The following is a 19,855-nucleotide window of genomic DNA, read 5'->3' as shown; positions in this document are numbered from 1 at the left end:
CGCCAGCCGCATTCGGCGCCGGACGTCAGGCCGCGTAGGCCCCCATGAGCAATCCCAGGAAGGCACCCGCGATCAGGAACGGGCCGAACGGGATCGCCGTCTTGCGCCCCGCCCGCCGGACGACGACGAGGGCGCCCCCGTACAGCGCCCCGAGCAGGAAGCCGGCGAAGGTGCCGAGCATGAGCGTGGACCAGCCGTACCAGCCGAGGACCGCGCCCATGCCGAGGGCGAGCTTGACGTCACCGAAGCCCATGCCGGAGGGGTTGATGAGGAAGAGGACGAGATAGCCGCCGCCGAGGGCGAGGGCGCCGTAGAGGCTGGTGAGCCACTCCCCCGTGTGCTCGGGTACGAAGGCGACCACGCCGAGCAGGGCGAGGGCGGCCGCCGCGAACGGCAGGGTCAGCGGGTCCGGCAGCCGCTGCACCCGGAAGTCGACGACCGCGAGCAGCACGCCGAGGGGGGCGAGCAGCAGCCATGCGCCCAGTTCGGGCCGGGTGCCGGTGGCGGCGGCGAGGGCCGCGCAGACCAGCGCGGCGGCCAGGGAGAGCGGGGCGGCGCCGGGGCCGTAGGACCGTGCGCAGGTCGGGCAGTGCGCGCGCCCGAGCCAGCCGCGTACCGGATGCCCGTCCGGGCAGCCGTCCCGCCAGGGCTCGCCGGCGGGGGCCGAGAAGCGGTACACGGCCCGTGGCAGGAACGCGCCCGCCGCCGCACCCCACAGTGCGGCGGCGATCACCGGGACGAGGTCGGTCATCCGGCCGCTACGGCGCCGGAGCGCCAGGCCGGCAGCAGCTCGTCGAGCAGCGCCTCCGTGCGCGGCGGCAGCCCGCGCGCCCCGCTGCGGGTGATGAGGTCGGCGGCCAGGGCCCGGAGGCGGGCGGTGTCGCCGGTGGCGTGGGTGGCGCGCAGCAGCTCGTGCCACAGGCGCTCGTCGGCGGGCGCGGAGTTCAGGGCCGCGGTGAGCGCCTCGATGGCCTTCTCCGCGCGGTCCTTCTCCAGGTGGAACGCCGACAGCGCGAGCCCGATGTCCGCCACCAGCAGCGGGAGCTGGGCGTCGATGATCTCGTGGGTGAGCCAGCGGTAGCGGCCCTCGGGCCGGTCGGCAAGCAGCGGCCCGCGCACCAGCACGAGCGCGTCGGTGAGCAGCCGCCCCCGGACCTGCCGGCTGTTGACGCCCCGGCCCTGGGTGGCCTCGTGGTAGAGCGAGCGCAGCACATCGAGGTCGGACACGACGGACTTGGCGAGCGTGAGCCGCCCGGTGGCGTCGGTGCGCAGCCGGGGGCTGCCGTCGGGGTCGGTGCCGAGCCAGGCGTTCAGCCGGTCCAGCAGCGCGTCGCGCACGTCCTCGGTGACCCCGCGCGGCCACAGCGCGGAGGACAGCACGCGCGGGTGCACGCCCTCGCGGTGCAGCAGCAGCAGCGCGAGCGCCTCGTGCAGCAGCGCGCTGCGCTCGCCGTCCGGGGTGTCGAGGCCGATGATCTCGTACGGGCCGACGAGCCGGGCGTAGACCGCGGGCCGCCCCTGCTCGCTGATGTCGACGAGGAACGGCGGGGTGTTGGCGGGGCCGCCCTCGGGGCCGTGGTCGGGGTCGGCCTGGACGAACAGCTCGACGACGGCCTGCTGCTGGGCGGTCGGCAGGAGCTGCGCCTCCAGTTCCAGGCCGAGCAGCGGGGCGAGCAGCTTGCCCTCGCCGGTGATCTCCATCTCCCAGGCGGCGCCCGGCAGATCGCCGGTCTCGGTGCCGACGAGGTAGCCGATGCCGAGCCGGCCGGCGTCGGAGGCGAGTTCGGCGAGCTTGACGGCGTCCTCGGCGGAGGGCTGCGCGGCGAGCAGGACGAGGTGCGGGGCCCAACGGGTGTGCTGGGCGGGCCCGGTACGGCCGGTGAGCACGGAGTCGTGTCCGGTGGCCCCGAGCGCGCCGCGCCGCTGGCGGGTCTCGGCCTCCATGGTCTCGATGAGGTCGTCGATGCCGTCGAGGTGGCGCAGGCGGTTGGGGGCGAGCGGGGTGAGGTCCTGCCCGAACCCGACGAGGGTGATGGTCATGCGGTCGGACCAGCCGTTGGTGGCGAGTTCGGCGGCGACGGAGGCGAACACGGCGGCCCGGTCGGCCTCCCGTCCGCTCAGCGACACGATCCCGGGCACGGACTCCAGGTTCAGCAGCAGCCGGGAGTCGTCCATGGTGCCGAGGCTGACGAGGCCGGGGTAGGGCGCGGCGGTGTCCGCGTCCTCGTACCGTTCGGCGTCGCTGCGGGCCAGCAGCCAGAAGGTCTGGTCCTGGCCGAGCTGCCAGGGCGCGGGCGGCTTTCCGGCGGGCTGGGCGAGCTGGAGGTGCAGATCGCCGTTGCTGAGCCAGGCCGCGTAGACGGTGGGCAGGGCGCGGGACTCCGCCGCGAGGGACGCGGCGAGTCCTCGCAGGGAGCGGTCCAGCAGGCGTACGCCTTCGGGGTCGGCGCCGACCAGGAGGGCGTCCTGGGCGTCGGCGGCGGCGCCGGTGGGCGTGGGCGGCTCCATGCCGCGCCGCCCGCCGACGGAACCGAGCGCCGACTGCCACATGGCCTGGCGGCGCCGCCGGCCGAGCGCGCCGAGCAGGCCGGCGGCGAGGAGGGGGGCGGCGAGGAGGGCTTCGGGGAGGCCGAAGGACGAGTCGGACTCCTGGGCCGGGGTGGCCTGGGACGGGGTTGCCTGGGGGGCCGGCTGCTGGTGCCCGGCGTTCCGGTCGGGGGCGGGGCGCTGCTCCGGGAGGGAGACCTGAGCGGCCCCTCCGCCGCTTCCCTGTGCCTGGTCGCCGCCGGTCCTGGCGTAGTCGCGGATCTGCTGCTCGACCTCCGGGGAGACGTCGGGGGCCTCGTCGGGCATCTCCACGAGTTCGCCGCCGCGGGCGTCGCCCGGCATCTCCATGATCCAGCCGGGCCGGATGAGGCTGGCCTCGGACAGCTTGCTGCCGTCGGGCTGCACCCGGTCCTTGTTGAGCTGGTAGATCTCCTTGTACCGGCGGCCGTCGCCGAGGTGCCGTTCGGCGATCTCCCACAGGGAGTCGTGGTGGCGGCCCTCGGGCGGCTGGATCCGGTAGTACTTGGTGTCGCCGTCCTTGGCGGTACCGGGCGCTGCCGCCTCGGCGTGGGACGCCTGCTCGGCGAGGGCGGCGGCGGAGGCCGCGGCCTGCTCCTGCTGCTGGGCGAAGAGGCCGCCGCCGGGCGTCTGCTGGGCGGCGGCGACGGTACCGCGCTGGTTGGCGTCCAGGCTCTGGCCGAGCTGGGAGAGCCCCGGCGTGAGGCTGGCGGCGGTGGCGCCGACGAGGAGGAGCGCGGCGACTAGCTGCCGGGCGAGCAACTGGCTCGGCCCGGCGCCGGGTACGCGTCCGGGGACCCCGACGCCCGACAGCGCGGCCTTCATCTCGACGATCACACAGGCGGTGAACTGGGCCCAGGCGACCCAGACGAAGAAGGTGAGGATGCCGAGGAAGGTGCCGACACTGAGCTCTTGGGTCAGCCACTCCTGCGGGTCCCAGGATTCGGGCACCGGCCACCCCAACTGCGTCGCCAGCGCGCCCGGAACTCCGACGACCAGCACGAGCAGCGCGACGAACGCGAGGAACGCCTTGACGAAGTCCCCGACCGAACGCCGGTGCACCCGCACGGGCTGCGGGGTCCGGTTCCGCGGGGTGGCGGGGCTTCCCGTGGGGCTTCCCGTCGAGCTTGAGCGTCGCGGCATGGGGGGTGTCCTGGGGTGTGTGGTCGTATGCGGCGGGGTGAGGTGTGATGGGTGTGCTGAGCCTACAGAGATCTTATGGACTCGCCCCGGGGTCGTCGAAGGCCAGGTGGTCACGGGCGGGCGGGAGGGGGCGACTCCTCACATTCCCCACACAATCCCCGCTGCGGGTGGGGGCTTTGCGCTCTGGTGCCACACCTCGGGGTTCAGAGCGGCTGCGACGTATCCAGATCCACCGCCGAGTTGGCGCGGTCAGCTCCCTGGCACAGGACGGATACGAATCGCCTTCGGCGAACGTGTCGTAGATCCCCTGCTCGGTCATCAGGTCGCCCACCCATTGGCCTCGTACATGAGCGACCGCACAATCCGGAACGGCACAAGCGTCGAGACCCGCGCCGCCGCCAGTCCCTCTATCGGATGCCCTCGACAAGCTTCTCCAGGGCCTCGTCCGCCGTCTCCGCGAGGAGCGTGACGCTGTCCATGCCGACGTAGACCGCGCCGTTCGAAGCGACCCCCAAATAGTTGTTGCGGCGCACCCGCCCCGATCGGGTAGAGGTCGACCCCGGCCTCCTCGCTGAGTACGTCGAAGATCTCGTCGTCCCATGCGGCCACGGTCGGGTCGAGAGCGAACCCCATACGGGCCATCGTCTTCCCAGGGCCTCGTTCGCCGCTCTCCAGCCCGCCGAACTCGGCGAGAAAGCGCCGGGCCGCCTCGTGCATCTCGAAGCCGCCGTGCTCGCGGAGAGTGCTCTCCCACTCAACCGTGCACACCGAACGGCCCGGGTACCAGTCGGCTCTGCGGAGCACTCGGTCGGTCTCCGCGGACCATCGCCGCCCGTGCCCTTCGCTCATATCAGGTGCTCGCTCGCGGCATTCCTCGAGGGCGCCCCCCATGATGATCCCTGCACTTTCACGAGCGACGCCGCCGTAGGGTCTTCCCGGCATCCTGGGCCGCATACATAACGTTCAACCGCCAGGTCGCCAGCTTGTCCTCCACCTTTGATGCGGCCTTTCGCCACTTGAACCATGGGGGCAACTGCCGGAACGGCACGAACGTCAACGTGTCATCGATGGCATTCTCGGCCAGGCCGCGATGCCCCTCTGCACGCAGAGCGGCATACAACTCCGGCGTCAACTCGCCGTTGAGCCGAGCCGCGGTTCCCGCCGCCGTGAACGCGTATCCCCGTTGAGCACGGTCCGGCAACCGCATCGCCTTGAGGATGCGGGGCGATGCCTCGGTGAGGGGGCAGTTGAAGGCTAGCCCGATGGCCGCCGTACCGAGATTTCCTTCGCCGCGCTCGAACGCGCCGTCCCACTCGGCGGCGTCATCGATACCCAGCAGACCCTTGCCGCTCTTCCAGTCCCATCCGCGCATCACGGTGGCCCCCTTTGTCGTACTGGTCAGGCTGCCGCGAGCAGTTCCTCCAGCAGCTGGTCGTAAGCCCGGAAGGCGACCTTTCCGCTCTCCGGTGCGTCCGACTCAGGACTGAGGATGGCCGGGAGATGAGCGACTCGCCACATCCTGAAGATGTCCGCCGGGGCACTGCGGCCCGTGGCATCGGCCAAATCAGAGGCCGTGGCAAGAACTTCGGCGACATGGGGCGCTCCTCGTCCGGCTTCCGTTCCGGCCGCGATGGCGGCGTTGATCAGAGCCTGGAGAAAGAGGGTGAGTTGAAGATCCGCCGCCATACGGCACATGCGCCGCACCACCGGCGGCTCCTCAAGTCGCTCCAGCGGCTGGGGCACGCCCGTGATGCCCCCTGACCAGAGCAGCAGGTAGGCCGCGGGCACGTCGTGGTCGCGGAGTCGGCCCAACTCGTCGACGATCGCCATCGCGTCGTCACTGAACCGGCAGACGGACCGGATGCCCTCCAGCAGGCGCTCGACATCGGACCGGCGACGCGCCAGATAGTCGCCCATGGAGACCTCGGTGAGCCGCCAGGTGCCGGTGGCGTTCACCGCACCGACTTCCACCACCCCACCGAGCGGCCCGAACACCGCGCGGGCGAGCAGCGCTTCCGAAATGGGAGTGACCTGCTCAGGCATGTCGTGAAGCCTCCCCCAGTCCCATCCGACGTCAGACGGGCCAATGCTTACCGGATGCCCTCGACCAACTTTTCCAGGGCCTCATCGGCTGTTTCTGCAAGCAGCGTGACGCTGTCCATGCCGACGTAGACCGCGCCGTTGGGCGCAATGCCCAAGTACAAGTTGCGGCGGTCGGCCTCCCCAATCGGGTACAAGTCGGTTCCCGCCTCCTCGCTCAGCACGTCAAAGATCTCGTCGTCCCACTCGGCCAGGGTCGGGTCAAGCGTGAATCCCATACGGGCCATCGTCTTCCCGGGACCTCGCTCCTTGCTCTCCAACCCGCCGAACTCGGCGAGAAAGCGCCGGGCCGCCTCGTGGATCTCGAAGCCGCCGTGCTCACTGAGGGTGTTCTCCCACTCCACCGTGGACACCGAGCGGCCGGGATACCACCCGGCCCCCCGCAATACGCGATCGGTCTCCTCGGACCATCGCTGCCCGCGCACTTCGGTCATCCTCAAGTCACCGCCGTAATTCCGAATTGGTCAAGCACATGTTGGCATGAGGAGCACGGCGGCTTCGGCGCACCGTGCTTCGGGTTGCCGGCCGCACGGACGTCCACAGCAGCACTGATACCGCCCCGTGGATCGACCCCGGCGTTCATAGCGTTCGACAGCGCTTCAGCCTCGGCGCATCTCCCGTGCTGGTTGCCCGCCGGGCGGACTTCGAGCGGAACCCGGTCGTACGCGGCCTGGACGTCGGGGTGCAGATTGTGGTTGCCGCCACCCTTGATGCTCGCACCGGTGAACGGCCCATGCTGTCCCGGCACGGAAAGACCGCTGGCAACCGTCGGCCTGGTCTGCTTGCTCGCCCCCGGCCTTGACTGTTCCTGGTCTGCGCGCCGTTTCGCGGCATCGCGCGCCTCCTGTTCGCAAGGTGAAAGCCCGAAGGGGTCCACAGCAGTGAACGGATTTCGGACGTATACGCGAGGGTTCGGACCCGGTGTGAGTCCGAGGGGGTCCAGAGAGGCGTACTGACCCGTCTCCGGGTCGTAGTAGCGCTGATAGTTGTAATTGAGTGACGTCTCGGGGTCGTGGTACTGGCCCGGGAATCGCAGCGGACAGTACGCATCGCCCTGCCCCGAAGCATCGAGCGGTGCGCCCCACACCGTCGTCCGCGCTCTCCAAGCGATTTCGCCATGCTCGGCGACCATCTCGGTTGGAGTTCCGACCAAGTCGGTGACGATGGAGTAGAACTTGTCGTCCACCCACTCCTGGGGGCGGTCCCGAGCGGGCACCCTCTCGACCTGAGTGACGGGGCTGAAACGGTCTTGCTCCCAATCCCAAACCGTGCACTTGGGCGCCGCGTCGTCCGCACGGGTGACCTGTTCAGCCGGTACGAAGCCGTCCCAGACATAGATCACCTCCTCGACCACAGTCATCCCGTCCGGTGCCAGCCGACGCTTGGCGATACGGCGTCCGAACGGATCGTATTGATAGGCCCACCGGGTGCCGTCAGGCGTGATCACTCCGACGAGTCGGTCCTGGCTGTCCCAGGCGTAGCGCCATACGTCGGGCTTGCGGGACAGGCGCTTCTTCCGCCTGACCACCACTCGCCCCTGAGCGTCATACTCGTAACTTATGTGGCCGACCGCGCCGCCGACAGATCGGGCCGTGAGTACCGACAGGGGGTGAGCGGGCGTAACGCTCTGCCACTCACCTTCCGTGATATTGCCGGCCGCGTCGTACGCATAGCGCTCCGACCAGGTCCCAGCCCGTACCCCGGTGACTCGCCCGGTGTCGTCGTTGTCGACGACACGGTCACCATTGAGCAGATCGCTGATCGCGGCGACCGTTCCGTCCTGCCCGTAACGGTACGCACGGTGCTGGAGACGCCGTGCGGTCGGTGCCACCCCCGAATCGGCGCCCATACCTTTGGCGGTCAGGATCTGCGAGTCAAGCCTGCCGGCCGCGTCCCAGGTCTGGTTGAGCGCGACAGTGCCCGTGCGCCGCTCGATCTCTCGTCCAGACCCGTCATAGGCGAAGCTGACAGTACGTCCCGCCGTCCGCAGCAACACAGGTCGGTCGCGCCCGTCGTACTCCCACGTACTCTCGGCGTTCGACGGGGTCACGCGACGAATGCGCCTGCCGAGCCGGTCGTAGGCGGAGCGTACGGTTGCCCCGTTGCAGGTTTCAGCAAGGATCCGGCCACGGGCGTCCCGCTCGTAGTTGAGCTCGATCCGGTCCCCGACCACACGACGCACGTGGCCGAGGGCGTCATAGGCGTAGGTTGTCAGGCCTTCCGGCGTGCGCTGCTCTATGACATTGCCGAGGTCATCACGGACATACTCCGTGGACACGCCCGCGCCGCTGGTCCGCCCGACGAGGCGGCCCGCCGCGTCGAACCGATAGCTCTGTACACGTCCACCGAAGTCCTGTTCGCGGACAAGTCGCCCCGCCGCGTCGTAGAGGTAACTCCACGTCGCACCCTGTTGGTTGGTGACCGAAGTGACGCGCAGCTGGCTGTCGTAGGTGAACACCAGCCGCGAGCCGTCGGGGTCGGTGCGGACCACGGGCAGGTCGAACCCGCCGTATTCGAAGCGCGTCACCTGTCCCCGGGCGTCCGTGTGCTCGACAAGGTTTCCTTCGCCGTCGTACACCCGGCGTTCCGTGGCTCCGTTCGGCAGAGTACGCCAGCTCGGCCGACCGTCCGTCGTCCAGCCGAGTCGGGTGACCGCCCCGTCCGGCTCGATCTGCGCGGTGATCCTTCCGAACGCGTCGCGCTCGTAACGTGTCGTCGAGCCCTCCGCGTCGGTGCAGGCCATGGGCAGGCCTGCACCGTCCGGCTTCAGCTGAGCCCTGCGCCCGGAGGCGTCCGTGACCGCGGTGAGCGCACCGAATTCGTTGTAGGAGTATGTGACGCGGGCCCCCGTGGGGTCCGTCTCCGACGTGAGGTTCCCCCGTGGGTCGTACTCCATGAGCCAGACGTGCCCATCGGCCTGAGTCACCGACACAGGCTGGCCGTAGTCATTGTTCTCCGCCGCCTCCCGACTGCCGTCGGGCCGGATGACTGCGGTCGGCGCGCCGTGCTCGTCATACTCATAGCGAGTCGTCCGTCCCAGGGCGTCCGTCCGGGCAGTCAGACGGTCGTAGCGGTCCCACTCGGAGTACGTCGTATGGCCAAGGGGGTCGGTCTCGGCGACCAGCTGGAGCAACTCGTTGTAGCGGTACGTCGTCGTGTTCCCGAGCGCGTCCGTGTAGCGCGTCTCGCGGTTCTCGCTGTCGTACTCGACCGTGCAGGAGAGGCTGCCGTCGTCGCCCTCGCCCGCAGTGCAGCGGTCCAGGGCGTCATAGGTGAAGCGGTAGGAGTAGCCGTTGCGGTCGGTCCAGGAGGTGACGCGGCTGCGGGCGTCGTACGTCAGCTTCCGGGGCAGGCCGCTGGAGTTGTGGATGTCGCTGAGGTTGCCCTCGGCGTCGTAGCCGAAGCGCCTGAGGAGCGTGCCGTCGGGGCCGTCCTCGGGGTTGTGGAGGCGCAGTGCGGTGACGCGGCCGTCGGCGGTGTCGACGTAGAGGTGGCGTCCGGCCGAATCCCTTACGGCTACCGGCGTGCCGTCGTCGTCACGGTCGAAGTCGATTCGGGAGCCGTTGCGGTCGGTGATCGCGGCGAGGGGGAGGGTGAAGGCCTCGTCGGGTGCCGCCGGCTTCCGGCGCGGGGCGAAGTGGCGTGTGATGCCGCTGAGCGGGTCGGTGATCCGGACCGGGGCGCCGGGAGCGCCGTCCCAGTCGAGTCGCAGGCGCGGGCCTTCCAGGGGCAGGACGGAGGTGCCCGGCGTCGGCACCGGGTAGAAGAGGAGCATGCCGTCCTCGGTGGCGAAGACGGCTCCCTCGTCGTCCAGTTCCAGGCGCTCGTCCAGGGTGGAGGCCCAGGAGGGGCCGAAGAAGCGGCCATAGGGGTAGCTGGACAGGTGCGTACGGCGCAGGACCAGCGGGAGGAGGCCCGGCAGGTCGACGTCCCTCTCCTCCATCAGCATGTCGCCGGAGATCATGTCGATGGGGTCGCCGTTCTTGCAGCGGCCCTTCGTCGGCTTGCTGTGCGCGGCGGCGTCGTCGGCTTCTCTGCGCAGGCCCTTCCCCAGCCCCTTGGCCATGCCCTTGAGACCGCCCTTGCCGAGCGCCTTCATACCCATGGCGAGCTTGCCGAGGCTGGTGAGGCCCTTCATACCGGGTACGCAGTCCAAGGCGGCGAAAGCGACGTCGAGTAGGCCGGCTTGACCTTTGGAGTATTTGTAGAGGGAGTCGGCGAGGACGATGAGGCCGGCGACGATCACGATCGCGGCGAGGATCGGCCCACCGATGATCATCGCGATCACGCCCACGACCGCGACGACGACCTTGCACACCGCGACGATCGTGTCCCAGTTGTCGACGAACCAGTCCCCGATGTCCTCCCACCACGACCGGTTCTGGATCCCCGCGTCCGACGCCTCGTCGATCTTCGTCTTCGCCGTCCGCGCAGCCTCCTCGCGCATTGTGCGCGCGTCCTCGGCCATCTTCTTCGCCGCGTCCAACGCACCCTGCGCATCCGCGACATCCCCACGCGCACTCGCCTGCGCGGACTCCGCCTGCTGCACATCCCGCGTCGCAGCCCGGACCTTCGCCTCATCCGGCTTCTCAGCCGCCTTGCTGCCGGTCGGGTCGTCCTTGTACTTGTCGGCTTCCTTCCCCGCCCGCGTCACCCACGAATCAGCCGTGGACAGACGGGACTTCGCCGACGCGAGATCCGAGCGCGCCTCGCGCCCCCTGGCCAGCGCCCGGTCCGCCAACGCCTGCGCCCGCTCCAGCTTCGGCCAGTAATCCGCCAGCGCATCACCGCACAACTCGTACGACGACTTCAGCTTCTTCAGATTCTTCGGCACATCGGCGAAGTCCTCCTTGAAGACATCCGCCGACTTCCCCGCCCACTCGGCGAGAGTGCCCTCCCCGGCCATCCCCTTCACCAGACGCAACGCATCCGAGACATCGTCCGCGAAGTCATGCAGCTTCTTCGCCAGCTGCCGCACCTGCTGCGGATCCCCCGGCACCGGATCACCGTCCAGGTCCAGGACATGCCAATCCGTGGGCCGATGCCCCGCCATACCGCAACCCCCGTCACGTACGCATCACCAACAACCGTATGCACACGTGAACATACAAGGATCAGACGTTCGATGCGAAGGGTGCCCGGTGGGTCCGTGGACTCAGAGATACGGGTCCGAAGAGAAGGAGGGCCGCTCGCCGGGAAAGTCGTCGGGGAAGAAGGGGACGCGCAGAGCCCTGGTGAGGAGTCCGAGGACGATGTCGACCGAACTGCGGTCACTCACGACCGCGCTGAGCCGGCCGGCCTGGATGATCAAGGTCGGCCAGCGCTCGGGGTCACCCACGGGGATCCATGCGAGCAGATCGGCGTTGTCCGTGACACCCCACTGGACGAGATCCCCCGATTCGGCCCGGTATGCGTCCAGGACGGGGAGCGGCTTGTCCTGGAGGAGGGAGCGCAACTGCCCGGTCTGCTCGGCGATGTCGAGATGCACGTTGGTCGCGCCCTGCGCGAAGACCCACAGGAATGCATCAAAACAGCCCACCCCGTAGATCTCGGTCAACGCGCGGTGACCGGCGGGGACGGCCAGGCCGGGCGGCTCGCCTGGCACAGGCCGACTCACCAGCGGGACCACCGGAACCGGCGGCGGGGGACACAGGTCCTTGAGGTGTGAGAGCACGGCATCCGCGTCCGCTTCCTCCATGTGATCCTCCGCTCTCAGGCACAAGCCAAACCAAAGGGGTCTACGGGTCAATCAGGCCCTCCAGTGCATGGGCGTAGGCCCTGAGCCCTTCCTTCACCCCCGGCGGCGCCGCAGCGTCCGGACGCAGGGCATCCGGCAGGAAGGCGATCCGCCACATCCGGAAGGCATCTCGGGCCTCCTGCTCGCCGTCCCCACCCAGCAACTCACCGGCCCGACACACCACATCGACGATCAGTCTCGGCGCCTCCTCCAAGCCAGGGCCGCGCACGGTGGCGGTCCCCACCAGTGCGTTCATGAGGAGGGTCTGCTGAAGGTCGCCCCCCATGCGCACCATCCGTCCCAGCACGCGAGGGTCGTCAGTGTCAGGCGGATAGCGCTCGATACAGCCCGAGTACAACATCAGGTACTCGGCCGTCACCTCACGTCCCTCGCTCCACCCACCCTGCCGCTCGAAAACGGACATGGTGTCGGCCGAGAAGTCTCCGATGATCCGGACGGTGTCGAGAATGCCGTCCAGCCGGGCCCGATGAACTTGCACGAAGTTCACGAGCGAAACGTCCCTGAGCGTCCGCGTCCCCGTAGCGGACACCGCAGCCAGCTCCAGAATTCCCCACAGCGGCGCGAACACCTCGTAGGCGAGCCCTGTCTCGGAAACCGGCGCAGGTCTGCCCGTCATGCCTACTCCGCGAAGCGGAACGTAGAAGTGATCGCGTCGAAGATGTCGAAGAACGAGTCCGCCAGGTCCAGCACCTGGCTGCTCCCCGCCACCAGTGCCACCTTCCCCTCCTGGCCCGGCACCGGGATGAACGTCTGCATCAGCACAGCCCGGATCGTGCGCTTCAGGGCGTCGTCCGGTACGGCGATGTCCTCGATGCCGTACGTCCGGGCCGCCGGGCCCACGCCCGGGATGTCGACCGTGGTCACCTTGCGCCAGGAGTCGCCCTCCCTCTTGGCCTCCTTGACGGCCAGTTGGCTCGCGATGACCGACGGGTCCGTGGACAGGGGCTCGCCCGACTGCGAGCGGCCGCCGACCAGGGACACCGTCACCGAGCCCGTGATCGGGGTCTCGCCGCCGAAGCTCTCCGCCATGCAGCCGCAGTACAGGGCGCCGGACTTCCAGGCGTCGGCGGCGGCCTTGCGGAGGAAGTCGGTGTACGCGTCGCGGTACTTGGCCAGCTCGGGGTGGCCGGCCACCCGGTCGTTCACCATGCGGCGGATCGAGTCGTCGCGGGACTCGGGGCGGACGTCGAACTCCCACCACGATTCCGGGACCTTGATCCGGAAGCCGCCGCGCTCGATCGTGAGCGCCTCCATGTAGCGGGCCATGACGTCGACCTTCCCCCTTCATCCGATGTACGGTGCCGATCAGCCTACGAGTACCGGTCGGGGGACGAATACATGGGCAAGGGCAAGAGCGATCTCTCGCTGCCGCTCACCGAGCTGGAGGACTACGGGCGGCGGCTGCGGTCCATCAAGACCCGGATGAACCACACCAAGAAGATGTTCGAGGCCTACGCGGACGACATCGGCGACGGCACCGTCAACAGCGCTCTCGGGGACTTCGAGTCCAACTGGGAGGACGGCCGCGAGGACATCGGCCAGCAGCTCGACGCCCTCGCGGGCATGTCCGACGCCGTGGTCCGCGAGTTCAAGAAGCTCGACGACGAGCTCGCCAAGCAGGTCAACGACGCGATGAAGACCGAGGACAAGCGGCCCAAGAAGGACCAGGGCTGAGCCCGGGACGTGAGCTGAGCCCGGTCAGCCGACCTCGTTCTCGGCCACGGCCTCCCCGCGGACGGTCACATCACCGCCGTAGAACATGCCGGTGAACACCGGGGAGTACGTGAGCTGGACCTGTACCTGCACCTGGTTCACGTCCGCCGCCACGCAGTGCGTCGCCGCGATGTCCGGGCCGGTCATGTCCATCTCGCGCGCGAAGGCCTTCACGCGGGCGTCGCAGTTCTCGAAGTTGATCGGCGCGGGGCCGCCCTCGTTGTCGTAGAGGGCCTCGCGGTCGATGTCCTGGGCGGCGTAGCGGGCCGCCTGTTCCGCGATGTCGGCCGCGCGCTCGCGCTTGCTGATGGACATGCCCCCGTCGATGACGAACGCCGCGAGGGACAGGAACAGCAGCGCGAAGATGATCACCGCGCCTGCGCCCGAACCCCGGTCGTCCATCCCCGCCCGGACCTGCGAGAACCACCGTCTCACGCCGACCTCCGGAAGGGATCGAGCGGCGAGCTGAAGGTCGCGTCCATCGTCGGGTCGATGTCCAGTCCGAGCATCGCCAGGCCCCGCACCTCGCAGCTGACCTGGACCGAGAAGAGGGGGTCCACCTCCGGGTCGAAGCCCGCGCTCGTCTGCGTCACCGTCACCGGGCCCGAGCACACGTCCGCCAGGTTCGCGGCGGCCGCCTTGCGGGCCTCGGCCATCGCCGTGCCGTGGTCCTTCTGGATGGAACCCGCGCGGGCCGCGTCCCGGGCGGCGCCGTCCAGGGCGCCCCGCCCGTCGACGAGTTGGCCGAAGGCGACCAGCACCAGGATGAACAGCATCATCACCGGGGCGAGGATCACGACCTCGATGGTGGACAGGCCCCGGTCCTCCCGCAGGGACCACACCCGGAGGTACCGCACCCGCAGAGACCGCATCAGTTCTCCCCCTCCGGCACGAACCGCTCCACCGGCCCCGCCGACTGCGCGTGCACCGTCAGGTCCAGGCCCGGGAAGACCGACGGCACCTTGGCGGTGATCTCCACGCCCACCGTGTTCTGCTCCGGCTGGAGCATCCTCACGTCCGGCGAGAGCACCAGCGTCGGGCCCAGCTGGTCGATGTAGCTGTCGACGACCGTACGGGCCTCGCCGCGCCAGCCGCCCGGCTGGGCGTCCGCCGTGGCTCGGGCCTTGCGGGCACCGGCCTGGGCCGCCGCCTGGGCGACGTGATCGGCGAAGAAGTACAGCGCGAACTGCACGGTCGCGAAGATCATGAAGAACAGGACGGGGGTCAGCAGCACGAACTCGATCGCGGTCATGCCGGAGTCGCCGCGCACGGCGGCTTCCTCCCGTCTACGGCGTACCCACGCCCGCATACGTCGCTGCACCCCCGTCACCATGGTCAGCAGGTGCCGGCCGCGCTGGCGCCCTCGATGCAGTCCTCCACGTTCTCCGCGCCGCTCTCCAGCGCGCGGTTGATGATCGCGGCGACCACGCCGACGATCGCCACGACGACCGCGGAGATGATGACCCACTCCACGGCCGAGGCACCGCGGTCCAGTTCGCCGGAGCGGGCGCGCTGCACGCGGCCCTGGAGGAAGGTGACGAGGAAGTCCACCGCCGGGATACCGGTGCGGAAGTTCCGTTCGGTCATGGTCAGTTGTCCTTTCAGAGGGTTGGTCGGCGTCAGACCTGGAACACGCGCATAGCGGCCGGATAGATCAGGAACACCAGGAAGCCGGCGCACAGCAGCAGCTGCGCCACGAGCATCGACTGGGACTTCTCGCCCGCGCTGCCCTCGATCTCGGCGAGTTCGCGGTGCCGCATGGTCTCGGCGCGGGAGGCGAGGGACTCCCGGACCTTCGCGCCGTCGTCGGCGACCAGGGCCAGCGACGCCGACAGGTCCTTCAGTTCCTCCACGCCCAGCTCCTCACCGAGCGAACCCAGCGCCTGCCACTGGCTGGTGCCGGTGATCCGGGCGTCGGCGAGGGCGTTGCGGATGCGCTGGTTGGCCCAGCCGTCCGAGATCTCGGCCGCCGCCATCAGCGCCTCCGGCAGACCGCGTCCGCCGGCCAGGCTCATCGACACCAGGTCCAGGTAGGCGCCGATCACCCGCCGCAGGTCGCGCCGCTTGTCGGCCGCGTCCCGCCGTACCTCCACATCGGGGAGGAAGAAGAAGAGGACCGCGAAGACCAGGGCCAGCCAGACCGGGATGATCGGGCTGCTGCCGAAGCCGAGGGTCCAGACGACCGCGAACAGGAACGGGCCGAAGAACAGGCCCGCCACCCCCAGCAGCACCTTCGTCGCCAGGAACTTCTCCCAGCTGCGCTCCAGCACCGCGAGGTCCGCCCGCAGCGAGCGCTGCTCCCAGCCCTGCTGCAGGTAGAACTCGGCGACCCGGCGGCCCACTTCGGCCCGGGACGAGGAGAGGCGGCCCGTGTCCTGCCTGGTGCGTGCCGACTCGTACGCCGCACCCCGCGCCCGCATCGCGTCGATCCGCGCGACCTGCGCGACGGCACTGCGCTTGGTCGGCATCAGGGCGCGGACGAGGGCGTAGACGCCCAGTCCGAAGATCGCGCCGACGACGATCGGCATCGTCACATCGCTCACTGGCGTGCCCCCTCCTCCGGCTGGAACGGCGACTGCTGGGCCGGACCGGCGGGCGTCCGCGGGCGCACGAACTGCACCGACGCCTCGTCGCGGACCAGGAAGCGCTCCGGTGTCTCGATCGTCGACAGCTTGCGCAGCCACAGGAAGCCGAGCGCGAACAGGCCGCAGACGCAGGCGAGGACGAGCTGGCCGACCGGGTCGCCGTAGGGCTCGACGAACTCGCGGTTGAAGACGGACAGGCCGAGCACGAAGGCCACGGACACCGCGACGACGATCTGCACCGAGCGCCGCGTGGACGCACGTTGGGCCATCACGCGCTGGCGCATGTCGACCTCCTCGCGGGCGGACTTGGCGAGCGCGCCGAGGACCTGCCGCAGACCGGGTCCGCGCAGCCGGGCGTTGAGGATGAGCGCCGCGACGATGATGTCGGCGGAGGCGTCGTCGATCTCGTCGGCGAGCTGCTGGAGCGCGTCGGGCAGCGGGGTGCGCGAACGCAGCCGGTCGACGAGCGCGTCCAGGTGCGGCCGCAGCACCGGGGCCGCGGCCCGCGCCGAGGCGGGGATGGCCTGCTCCAGGCCGACCGCGCCGGCGATGGTGTCGCGCAGCGACTCCGTCCAGGAGGCCAGCGCCTCCACCCGCTTCATGGCGCCCCGCTCCTCGGCGGCCCCGCCGAAGAGCCGGTCCCAGAAGAAGACGAGGATGCCGGCCGCGATGCCGAGCACCGCCCACCGGGTGAGCAGCAGGACGACCAGTCCTACGCCCGCGGCGAGCGACCCGCGCTGACCGGCGAACCGGATCAGTTCGTTGGCGCGCTCGCTCGCCCGCTGCTTCTCGTGCTCGGGCTTGGCGGGCAGTCCGCGTACGGCGATCAGGAGCAGCGCGAGCCCGCCGCCGACGGCGACACCGCAGGCGAGCGCGTACAGGACGGTGGTGGAGAAGAGGCCGCCCATGGAACCGAGTTCACTCATGTGCTCACCCCCATGTTCCGGCGGGCCGGTATCCGTGCGCCATCAGGTCCTCCAGGCAGGCGAGCGGTGCGTGCGGTACGACCCGGCCGTCGGGCGCCTCGGCGAAGACCTCGCTGGACAGCACGCGGCCGTCGACGCCGTTGACCTCGCGGATGGAGGTGACCATGCGCTGGAGGCGGCCGCCGGTCTGGTAGTCGTTGCGCCGCTGGATGAAGACGACGAAGTTCACCGCGCCCGCGATCAGCATCTGGCTGGCCTCGATGGGCAGTCGCTCGGTCGCCTGCAGCGCATAGGTGGAAATGCGGTTGAAGACCTCGCTGGAGCTGTTGGCGTGGATCGTGGACAGCGAGCCGTCGTTGCCCTGCGACATCGCGTTGAGCATGGTCACGATCTCGTCGCCGAGGACCTCACCGACGATGACCCGGGAGGGGTTCATGCGCAGGCTGCGGCGGACCAGTTCGGCCATGGTGATGGCGCCCTGGCCCTCGGAGTTGGGCAGCCGCTCCTCGAACGCCACGACGTTCGGGTGGAGTTCGGGGAAGGTGTCGAGCCCGAGCTCCAGGGCGCGCTCGACGGTGATCAGGCGCTCATGGCCCGGGATCTCGTTGGCGAGGGCCCGCAGCAGCGTGGTTTTACCGGCGTTGGTGGCGCCCGCGATCATGATGTTCTTGCGGGCGCGGACCGCGCAGGCGAGGAAGTGGCCGACCTCGGGGGTCAGCGTGCCGTTGCCGACGAGGTCGGAGATGAAGACCTTGCCCATGCGCGCGCGACGGATGGACAGCGCGGGCCGCCGGGCGACGTCCATGACGGCCGACAGCCGGGAGCCGTCGGGAAGCCGCAGGTCGAGCTGGGGGTTGGCGGAGTCGAAGGGCCGGGAGGAGAGACCGGAGTACGCGCCGAGCACCTGGATGAGCTCGATGAGCTCCTCGTCGGTCTCCGCGACCGGGTCGCCCTTGACCTCCCGGCCGTCGCTGTAGCCGACGAAGACCTGGTCGCACCCGTTGATGTCGATGTTCTCGACCTCGGGGTTGTCGAGGAGCGGCTGCAGGCGCCCCACCCCGAACAGCGCCGCGTGCACGGCCGCCGCGTACTGCTCCTCGGTCTCCGCGTCCAGCGGGGTGCGCCCGGCGTTGATCTCGGTGCGGGCGTACTCCTCCAGTATCTGGGCGATGACGGCACGGGCGTACTGCCGCTCGTCCTCGCTGGACATGGGGGTGACACCGCTGACCTGGTCCAGGCGGCGCTGTTCGGAGATGCGGTCGCCGGCCTCCTGCCGGAACCGCTTGACCAGCTGATGATCGACAGCGCTCATCGAGCCGGGCCGCCGTCCAGCTGCGCCTGGTGGGCCCATGCGGCGCCGTACTGCTGGTAGATGTCGGCCGCGACCTTGCGGGCCGAGCGGATCAGCAGCGACTTGTCGAGGCGTCCGCGCTTGCGGCCGGCCAGCTGGTCGGCGCCGCTGGGGTCCTCGGCGATGGTGCCGACGACCCGGGCGCCGGTCTGGGCGTGCACGAGCATGTCGTTGACCTGGCCGGCGATCTTGGGTGCGTCGCCCGGGTCGGCGATGAGCACGACGCCGATCAGCGGGGTGGCGAGGCTCGCGGCGCCGCGCGGGCCGCCGTGCAGCTTGGTGGCGAGGGCGGCGGCGCGGTCCCGGACCCGGGCGATGGCCTCGGGTTCGGTACGGCTGATCAGCAGGACGAGGGCGGCGTGCGGGAAGAGTTCCACGGCCGGGGTGTCGCCGCTGATCCGGCCGCAGTCGGCGATGACGTCGGCGGGCGCGTGCGGGGAGTCGGCGAGGGCCGAGAAGGCGCGCCCGAGGGTGGGCCACAGCCCGGCGAGTCCGGCGGCCTGCTCGGCGATGCCGAGTCCGACGAGGACTTCGAGCCCGCCGCTCAACGGCTGGACGTGGTCCCAGAGCTGGTCGGGCACGAGGCCGCGTCGCGCGGTCGCGGCTATGGACAGCATGCCGGTGTTCGGGTTGAGCGGCCCGCCGTGCGCGGCGGCACTGCGGTACACCAGGTCACCGCCCGCCGGGTCGGTCTCGGCGAGCAGGACGCGACGCGGCCAGACCGCCGAGAGGGCGACGGCCGCGGTGGTGACGCCGGGGGAACCCTTGTCGGCGGCGAGAGCGATGAGCGCCATGGGTGGTGTGCCGCCTTCTAGTTGCTGCCGGGGACGAGCACGAGGGCCACTTCGTTGTTGGAGGCGGCCTGGGCCAGGAGGGCGGCTTTGTCAGCGTCGACGGTGAGAGTCACGGCCAGGTTGCTGCTGGCGACGATGTCCTCGCCGCCGGCGCCCGGCACGGAGGTGACGGTGGCCTGGTCGACGATGAGGGTGTCGTTGCCGCCGGCGGCGGAGCCGCTGCTGTCCTGGTCGTTGGAGTCGGAGTTGGAGCTGCCGCCGGTGGTGCCGACGCGGTAGGCGGCGACGGTGTCGCCCGCCTTCAGACCGGCCGGATACTGGCCGGCCTTGAGGGAGAGGCCGACGGTGGCCTTGCCCTGGGTCACGCCCGTCTCTTTGGTGAGCATCTCGCCGATGACCAGGGTGCCCTTGTAGATCGTGGACTTGGCCTTGTAGCCCTCGAGAGCGGCCCGGTCCTTCCACTGGACGTAGTTGATGCTGTCGTCGTCGGCGACCAGCACGGAAGTGATGTTGTCGCCCACCGACTCACCGGCCTGGATCTCCCCCGTCACCTTGACGACTTCGATCCGGTCACCGGCCTGCAGCACGAGCATGGTCGCGCCGAGCGCGCCGACCAGGATCAGCAGCACCGCCAGTGCGGCCAGCGCGGGTTTGCGCTCGCGAGGAGGGGTGGGAAGCCGATCGCCGACCGACGGCTGAGCCGGAGCGGCGGAACGCCCAGCGCCCGCCCCCGTACGCTCTTGGATCTTCACGCAACCGCTCCCCGTACACCCAAGAAATTGTCTGCCACGACTGTCAAATTCTTTGCATTTCCGGACACTTCACCCGGCATCCCGCCTCATCGTCGCGGTCTGCGCGGATAGTCAGCAGCTGGGGTGAGTGTCAAGCCATGGCACCGTATCAGCCGCTCATAAGCCCCT

19 protein-coding genes and 1 pseudogene are annotated in these 19,855 nt (G+C 70.0%); 1 reads left to right on the top strand and 19 read right to left on the bottom strand.

Annotated elements, in window-relative coordinates:
* Window positions 1-25: 25 nt before the first annotated feature.
* The 10 genes and pseudogenes from M8H82_RS03495 to M8H82_RS03455 all read right to left on the bottom strand — a co-directional run bounded on the left by M8H82_RS03495 (window position 26) and on the right by M8H82_RS03455 (window position 12,832).
* Window positions 26-751 (bottom strand): A24 family peptidase, encoded by a 726-nt coding sequence (locus M8H82_RS03495; RefSeq protein WP_250070866.1) that lies wholly within the window; start codon window positions 749-751, stop codon window positions 26-28.
* A complete protein-coding gene (locus M8H82_RS03490) occupies window positions 748-3,708 on the bottom strand; it encodes a BTAD domain-containing putative transcriptional regulator (protein ID WP_250070865.1) in 2,961 nt (986 codons plus the stop codon). Before M8H82_RS03490 ends, M8H82_RS03495 begins: the two co-directional genes overlap by 4 nt.
* 588 nt (window positions 3,709-4,296) lie before the next feature.
* A pseudogene (locus M8H82_RS36725) lies at window positions 4,297-4,557 on the bottom strand (SUKH-3 domain-containing protein); the annotation flags it as partial.
* A 58-nt stretch (window positions 4,558-4,615) separates the two neighbouring features.
* The gene (locus tag M8H82_RS03485) at window positions 4,616-5,080 is read right to left on the bottom strand and encodes a hypothetical protein (protein WP_250070864.1); all 465 of its coding nucleotides are present in this window, start codon (window positions 5,078-5,080) and stop codon (window positions 4,616-4,618) included.
* Window positions 5,081-5,106: 26 nt separating this feature from the next.
* Window positions 5,107-5,751: a hypothetical protein gene (locus M8H82_RS03480; protein ID WP_250070863.1), complete on the bottom strand. Its 645-nt coding sequence runs from the start codon at window positions 5,749-5,751 to the stop codon at window positions 5,107-5,109.
* A 47-nt stretch (window positions 5,752-5,798) separates the two neighbouring features.
* Window positions 5,799-6,242, bottom strand: coding sequence for an SUKH-3 domain-containing protein (locus M8H82_RS03475; protein WP_250070862.1), 444 nt, complete (start codon window positions 6,240-6,242; stop codon window positions 5,799-5,801).
* Window positions 6,243-6,244: 2 nt separating this feature from the next.
* On the bottom strand, window positions 6,245-10,861 hold the full coding sequence (locus tag M8H82_RS03470) for a DUF6531 domain-containing protein (RefSeq protein ID WP_250070861.1): 4,617 nt from the start codon (window positions 10,859-10,861) through the stop codon (window positions 6,245-6,247).
* Between the two features lie 102 nt (window positions 10,862-10,963).
* Window positions 10,964-11,506 carry a hypothetical protein gene (locus M8H82_RS03465; protein WP_250070860.1) on the bottom strand — a complete coding sequence of 181 codons (543 nt, stop codon included), beginning with the start codon at window positions 11,504-11,506 and terminating at the stop codon, window positions 10,964-10,966.
* A gap of 40 nt (window positions 11,507-11,546) precedes the next feature.
* Window positions 11,547-12,182: a hypothetical protein gene (locus M8H82_RS03460; RefSeq protein ID WP_250070859.1), complete on the bottom strand. Its 636-nt coding sequence runs from the start codon at window positions 12,180-12,182 to the stop codon at window positions 11,547-11,549.
* Between the two features lie 2 nt (window positions 12,183-12,184).
* Window positions 12,185-12,832: a hypothetical protein gene (locus M8H82_RS03455; RefSeq protein WP_250070858.1), complete on the bottom strand. Its 648-nt coding sequence runs from the start codon at window positions 12,830-12,832 to the stop codon at window positions 12,185-12,187.
* A 72-nt stretch (window positions 12,833-12,904) separates the two neighbouring features.
* Here M8H82_RS03455 and M8H82_RS03450 point away from each other — a divergent pair, with 72 nt between their 5' ends.
* Window positions 12,905-13,240 (top strand): hypothetical protein, encoded by a 336-nt coding sequence (locus tag M8H82_RS03450; RefSeq protein WP_250070857.1) that lies wholly within the window; start codon window positions 12,905-12,907, stop codon window positions 13,238-13,240.
* A gap of 24 nt (window positions 13,241-13,264) precedes the next feature.
* Here M8H82_RS03450 and M8H82_RS03445 read toward each other — a convergent pair whose 3' ends face one another.
* Genes M8H82_RS03445 through M8H82_RS03405 form a run of 9 tightly spaced genes read right to left on the bottom strand, consistent with a single transcriptional unit; the run spans window position 13,265 to window position 19,687 of the window.
* On the bottom strand, window positions 13,265-13,681 hold the full coding sequence (locus M8H82_RS03445) for a Tad domain-containing protein (protein WP_250071134.1): 417 nt from the start codon (window positions 13,679-13,681) through the stop codon (window positions 13,265-13,267).
* A gap of 29 nt (window positions 13,682-13,710) precedes the next feature.
* On the bottom strand, window positions 13,711-14,151 hold the full coding sequence (locus M8H82_RS03440) for a TadE/TadG family type IV pilus assembly protein (protein WP_250070856.1): 441 nt from the start codon (window positions 14,149-14,151) through the stop codon (window positions 13,711-13,713).
* Window positions 14,151-14,588, bottom strand: coding sequence for a TadE family protein (locus M8H82_RS03435; RefSeq protein WP_250071133.1), 438 nt, complete (start codon window positions 14,586-14,588; stop codon window positions 14,151-14,153). The genes M8H82_RS03440 and M8H82_RS03435 overlap by 1 nt, the downstream gene beginning before the upstream one ends.
* A 26-nt stretch (window positions 14,589-14,614) precedes the next feature.
* Window positions 14,615-14,866 carry a hypothetical protein gene (locus M8H82_RS03430; RefSeq protein WP_250070855.1) on the bottom strand — a complete coding sequence of 84 codons (252 nt, stop codon included), beginning with the start codon at window positions 14,864-14,866 and terminating at the stop codon, window positions 14,615-14,617.
* A gap of 32 nt (window positions 14,867-14,898) precedes the next feature.
* Window positions 14,899-15,807 (bottom strand): type II secretion system F family protein, encoded by a 909-nt coding sequence (locus tag M8H82_RS03425; protein ID WP_250071132.1) that lies wholly within the window; start codon window positions 15,805-15,807, stop codon window positions 14,899-14,901.
* A gap of 11 nt (window positions 15,808-15,818) precedes the next feature.
* Window positions 15,819-16,790, bottom strand: coding sequence for a type II secretion system F family protein (locus M8H82_RS03420; RefSeq protein WP_250070854.1), 972 nt, complete (start codon window positions 16,788-16,790; stop codon window positions 15,819-15,821).
* A gap of 4 nt (window positions 16,791-16,794) precedes the next feature.
* Window positions 16,795-18,102, bottom strand: coding sequence for a CpaF family protein (locus M8H82_RS03415; RefSeq protein WP_250070853.1), 1,308 nt, complete (start codon window positions 18,100-18,102; stop codon window positions 16,795-16,797).
* Window positions 18,099-18,935 carry a hypothetical protein gene (locus M8H82_RS03410; RefSeq protein WP_250070852.1) on the bottom strand — a complete coding sequence of 279 codons (837 nt, stop codon included), beginning with the start codon at window positions 18,933-18,935 and terminating at the stop codon, window positions 18,099-18,101. The genes M8H82_RS03415 and M8H82_RS03410 overlap by 4 nt, the downstream gene beginning before the upstream one ends.
* A gap of 17 nt (window positions 18,936-18,952) precedes the next feature.
* Window positions 18,953-19,687, bottom strand: a complete 735-nt coding sequence (locus M8H82_RS03405) for a hypothetical protein (protein ID WP_250070851.1) — start codon at window positions 19,685-19,687, stop codon at window positions 18,953-18,955.
* Between the last annotated feature and the right edge of the window lie 168 nt (window positions 19,688-19,855).

The organism is Streptomyces sp. YS415, from assembly GCF_023544665.1.
Classification (GTDB): Bacteria; Actinomycetota; Actinomycetes; order Streptomycetales; family Streptomycetaceae; genus Streptomyces.
The sequence above is the reverse complement of the archived record's forward strand: the minus strand, read 5'-3'. Positions and strand labels throughout refer to the sequence as shown.

Bases quoted from the DNA above. Each gene is read 5' to 3' on its own strand.
- M8H82_RS03445 (WP_250071134.1), bottom strand. From the start codon at position 13,681: ATGGACGACCGGGGTTCGGGCGCAGGCGCGGTGATCATCTTCGCGCTG.
- M8H82_RS03470 (WP_250070861.1), bottom strand. From the start codon at position 10,861: ATGGCGGGGCATCGGCCCACGGATTGGCATGTCCTGGACCTGGACGGT.
- M8H82_RS03420 (WP_250070854.1), bottom strand. From the start codon at position 16,790: ATGAGTGAACTCGGTTCCATGGGCGGCCTCTTCTCCACCACCGTCCTG.
- M8H82_RS03485 (WP_250070864.1), bottom strand. From the start codon at position 5,080: ATGCGCGGATGGGACTGGAAGAGCGGCAAGGGTCTGCTGGGTATCGAT.
- M8H82_RS03415 (WP_250070853.1), bottom strand. From the start codon at position 18,102: ATGAGCGCTGTCGATCATCAGCTGGTCAAGCGGTTCCGGCAGGAGGCC.
- M8H82_RS03440 (WP_250070856.1), bottom strand. From the start codon at position 14,151: ATGCGGTCTCTGCGGGTGCGGTACCTCCGGGTGTGGTCCCTGCGGGAG.
- M8H82_RS03460 (WP_250070859.1), bottom strand. From the start codon at position 12,182: ATGACGGGCAGACCTGCGCCGGTTTCCGAGACAGGGCTCGCCTACGAG.
- M8H82_RS03490 (WP_250070865.1), bottom strand. From the start codon at position 3,708: ATGCCGCGACGCTCAAGCTCGACGGGAAGCCCCACGGGAAGCCCCGCC.
- M8H82_RS03450 (WP_250070857.1), top strand. From the start codon at position 12,905: ATGGGCAAGGGCAAGAGCGATCTCTCGCTGCCGCTCACCGAGCTGGAG.
- M8H82_RS03455 (WP_250070858.1), bottom strand. From the start codon at position 12,832: ATGGCCCGCTACATGGAGGCGCTCACGATCGAGCGCGGCGGCTTCCGG.
- M8H82_RS03475 (WP_250070862.1), bottom strand. From the start codon at position 6,242: ATGACCGAAGTGCGCGGGCAGCGATGGTCCGAGGAGACCGATCGCGTA.
- M8H82_RS03425 (WP_250071132.1), bottom strand. From the start codon at position 15,807: ATGCCGATCGTCGTCGGCGCGATCTTCGGACTGGGCGTCTACGCCCTC.
- M8H82_RS03430 (WP_250070855.1), bottom strand. From the start codon at position 14,866: ATGACCGAACGGAACTTCCGCACCGGTATCCCGGCGGTGGACTTCCTC.
- M8H82_RS03435 (WP_250071133.1), bottom strand. From the start codon at position 14,588: ATGCGGGCGTGGGTACGCCGTAGACGGGAGGAAGCCGCCGTGCGCGGC.
- M8H82_RS03480 (WP_250070863.1), bottom strand. From the start codon at position 5,751: ATGCCTGAGCAGGTCACTCCCATTTCGGAAGCGCTGCTCGCCCGCGCG.
- M8H82_RS03410 (WP_250070852.1), bottom strand. From the start codon at position 18,935: ATGGCGCTCATCGCTCTCGCCGCCGACAAGGGTTCCCCCGGCGTCACC.
- M8H82_RS03465 (WP_250070860.1), bottom strand. From the start codon at position 11,506: ATGGAGGAAGCGGACGCGGATGCCGTGCTCTCACACCTCAAGGACCTG.
- M8H82_RS03495 (WP_250070866.1), bottom strand. From the start codon at position 751: ATGACCGACCTCGTCCCGGTGATCGCCGCCGCACTGTGGGGTGCGGCG.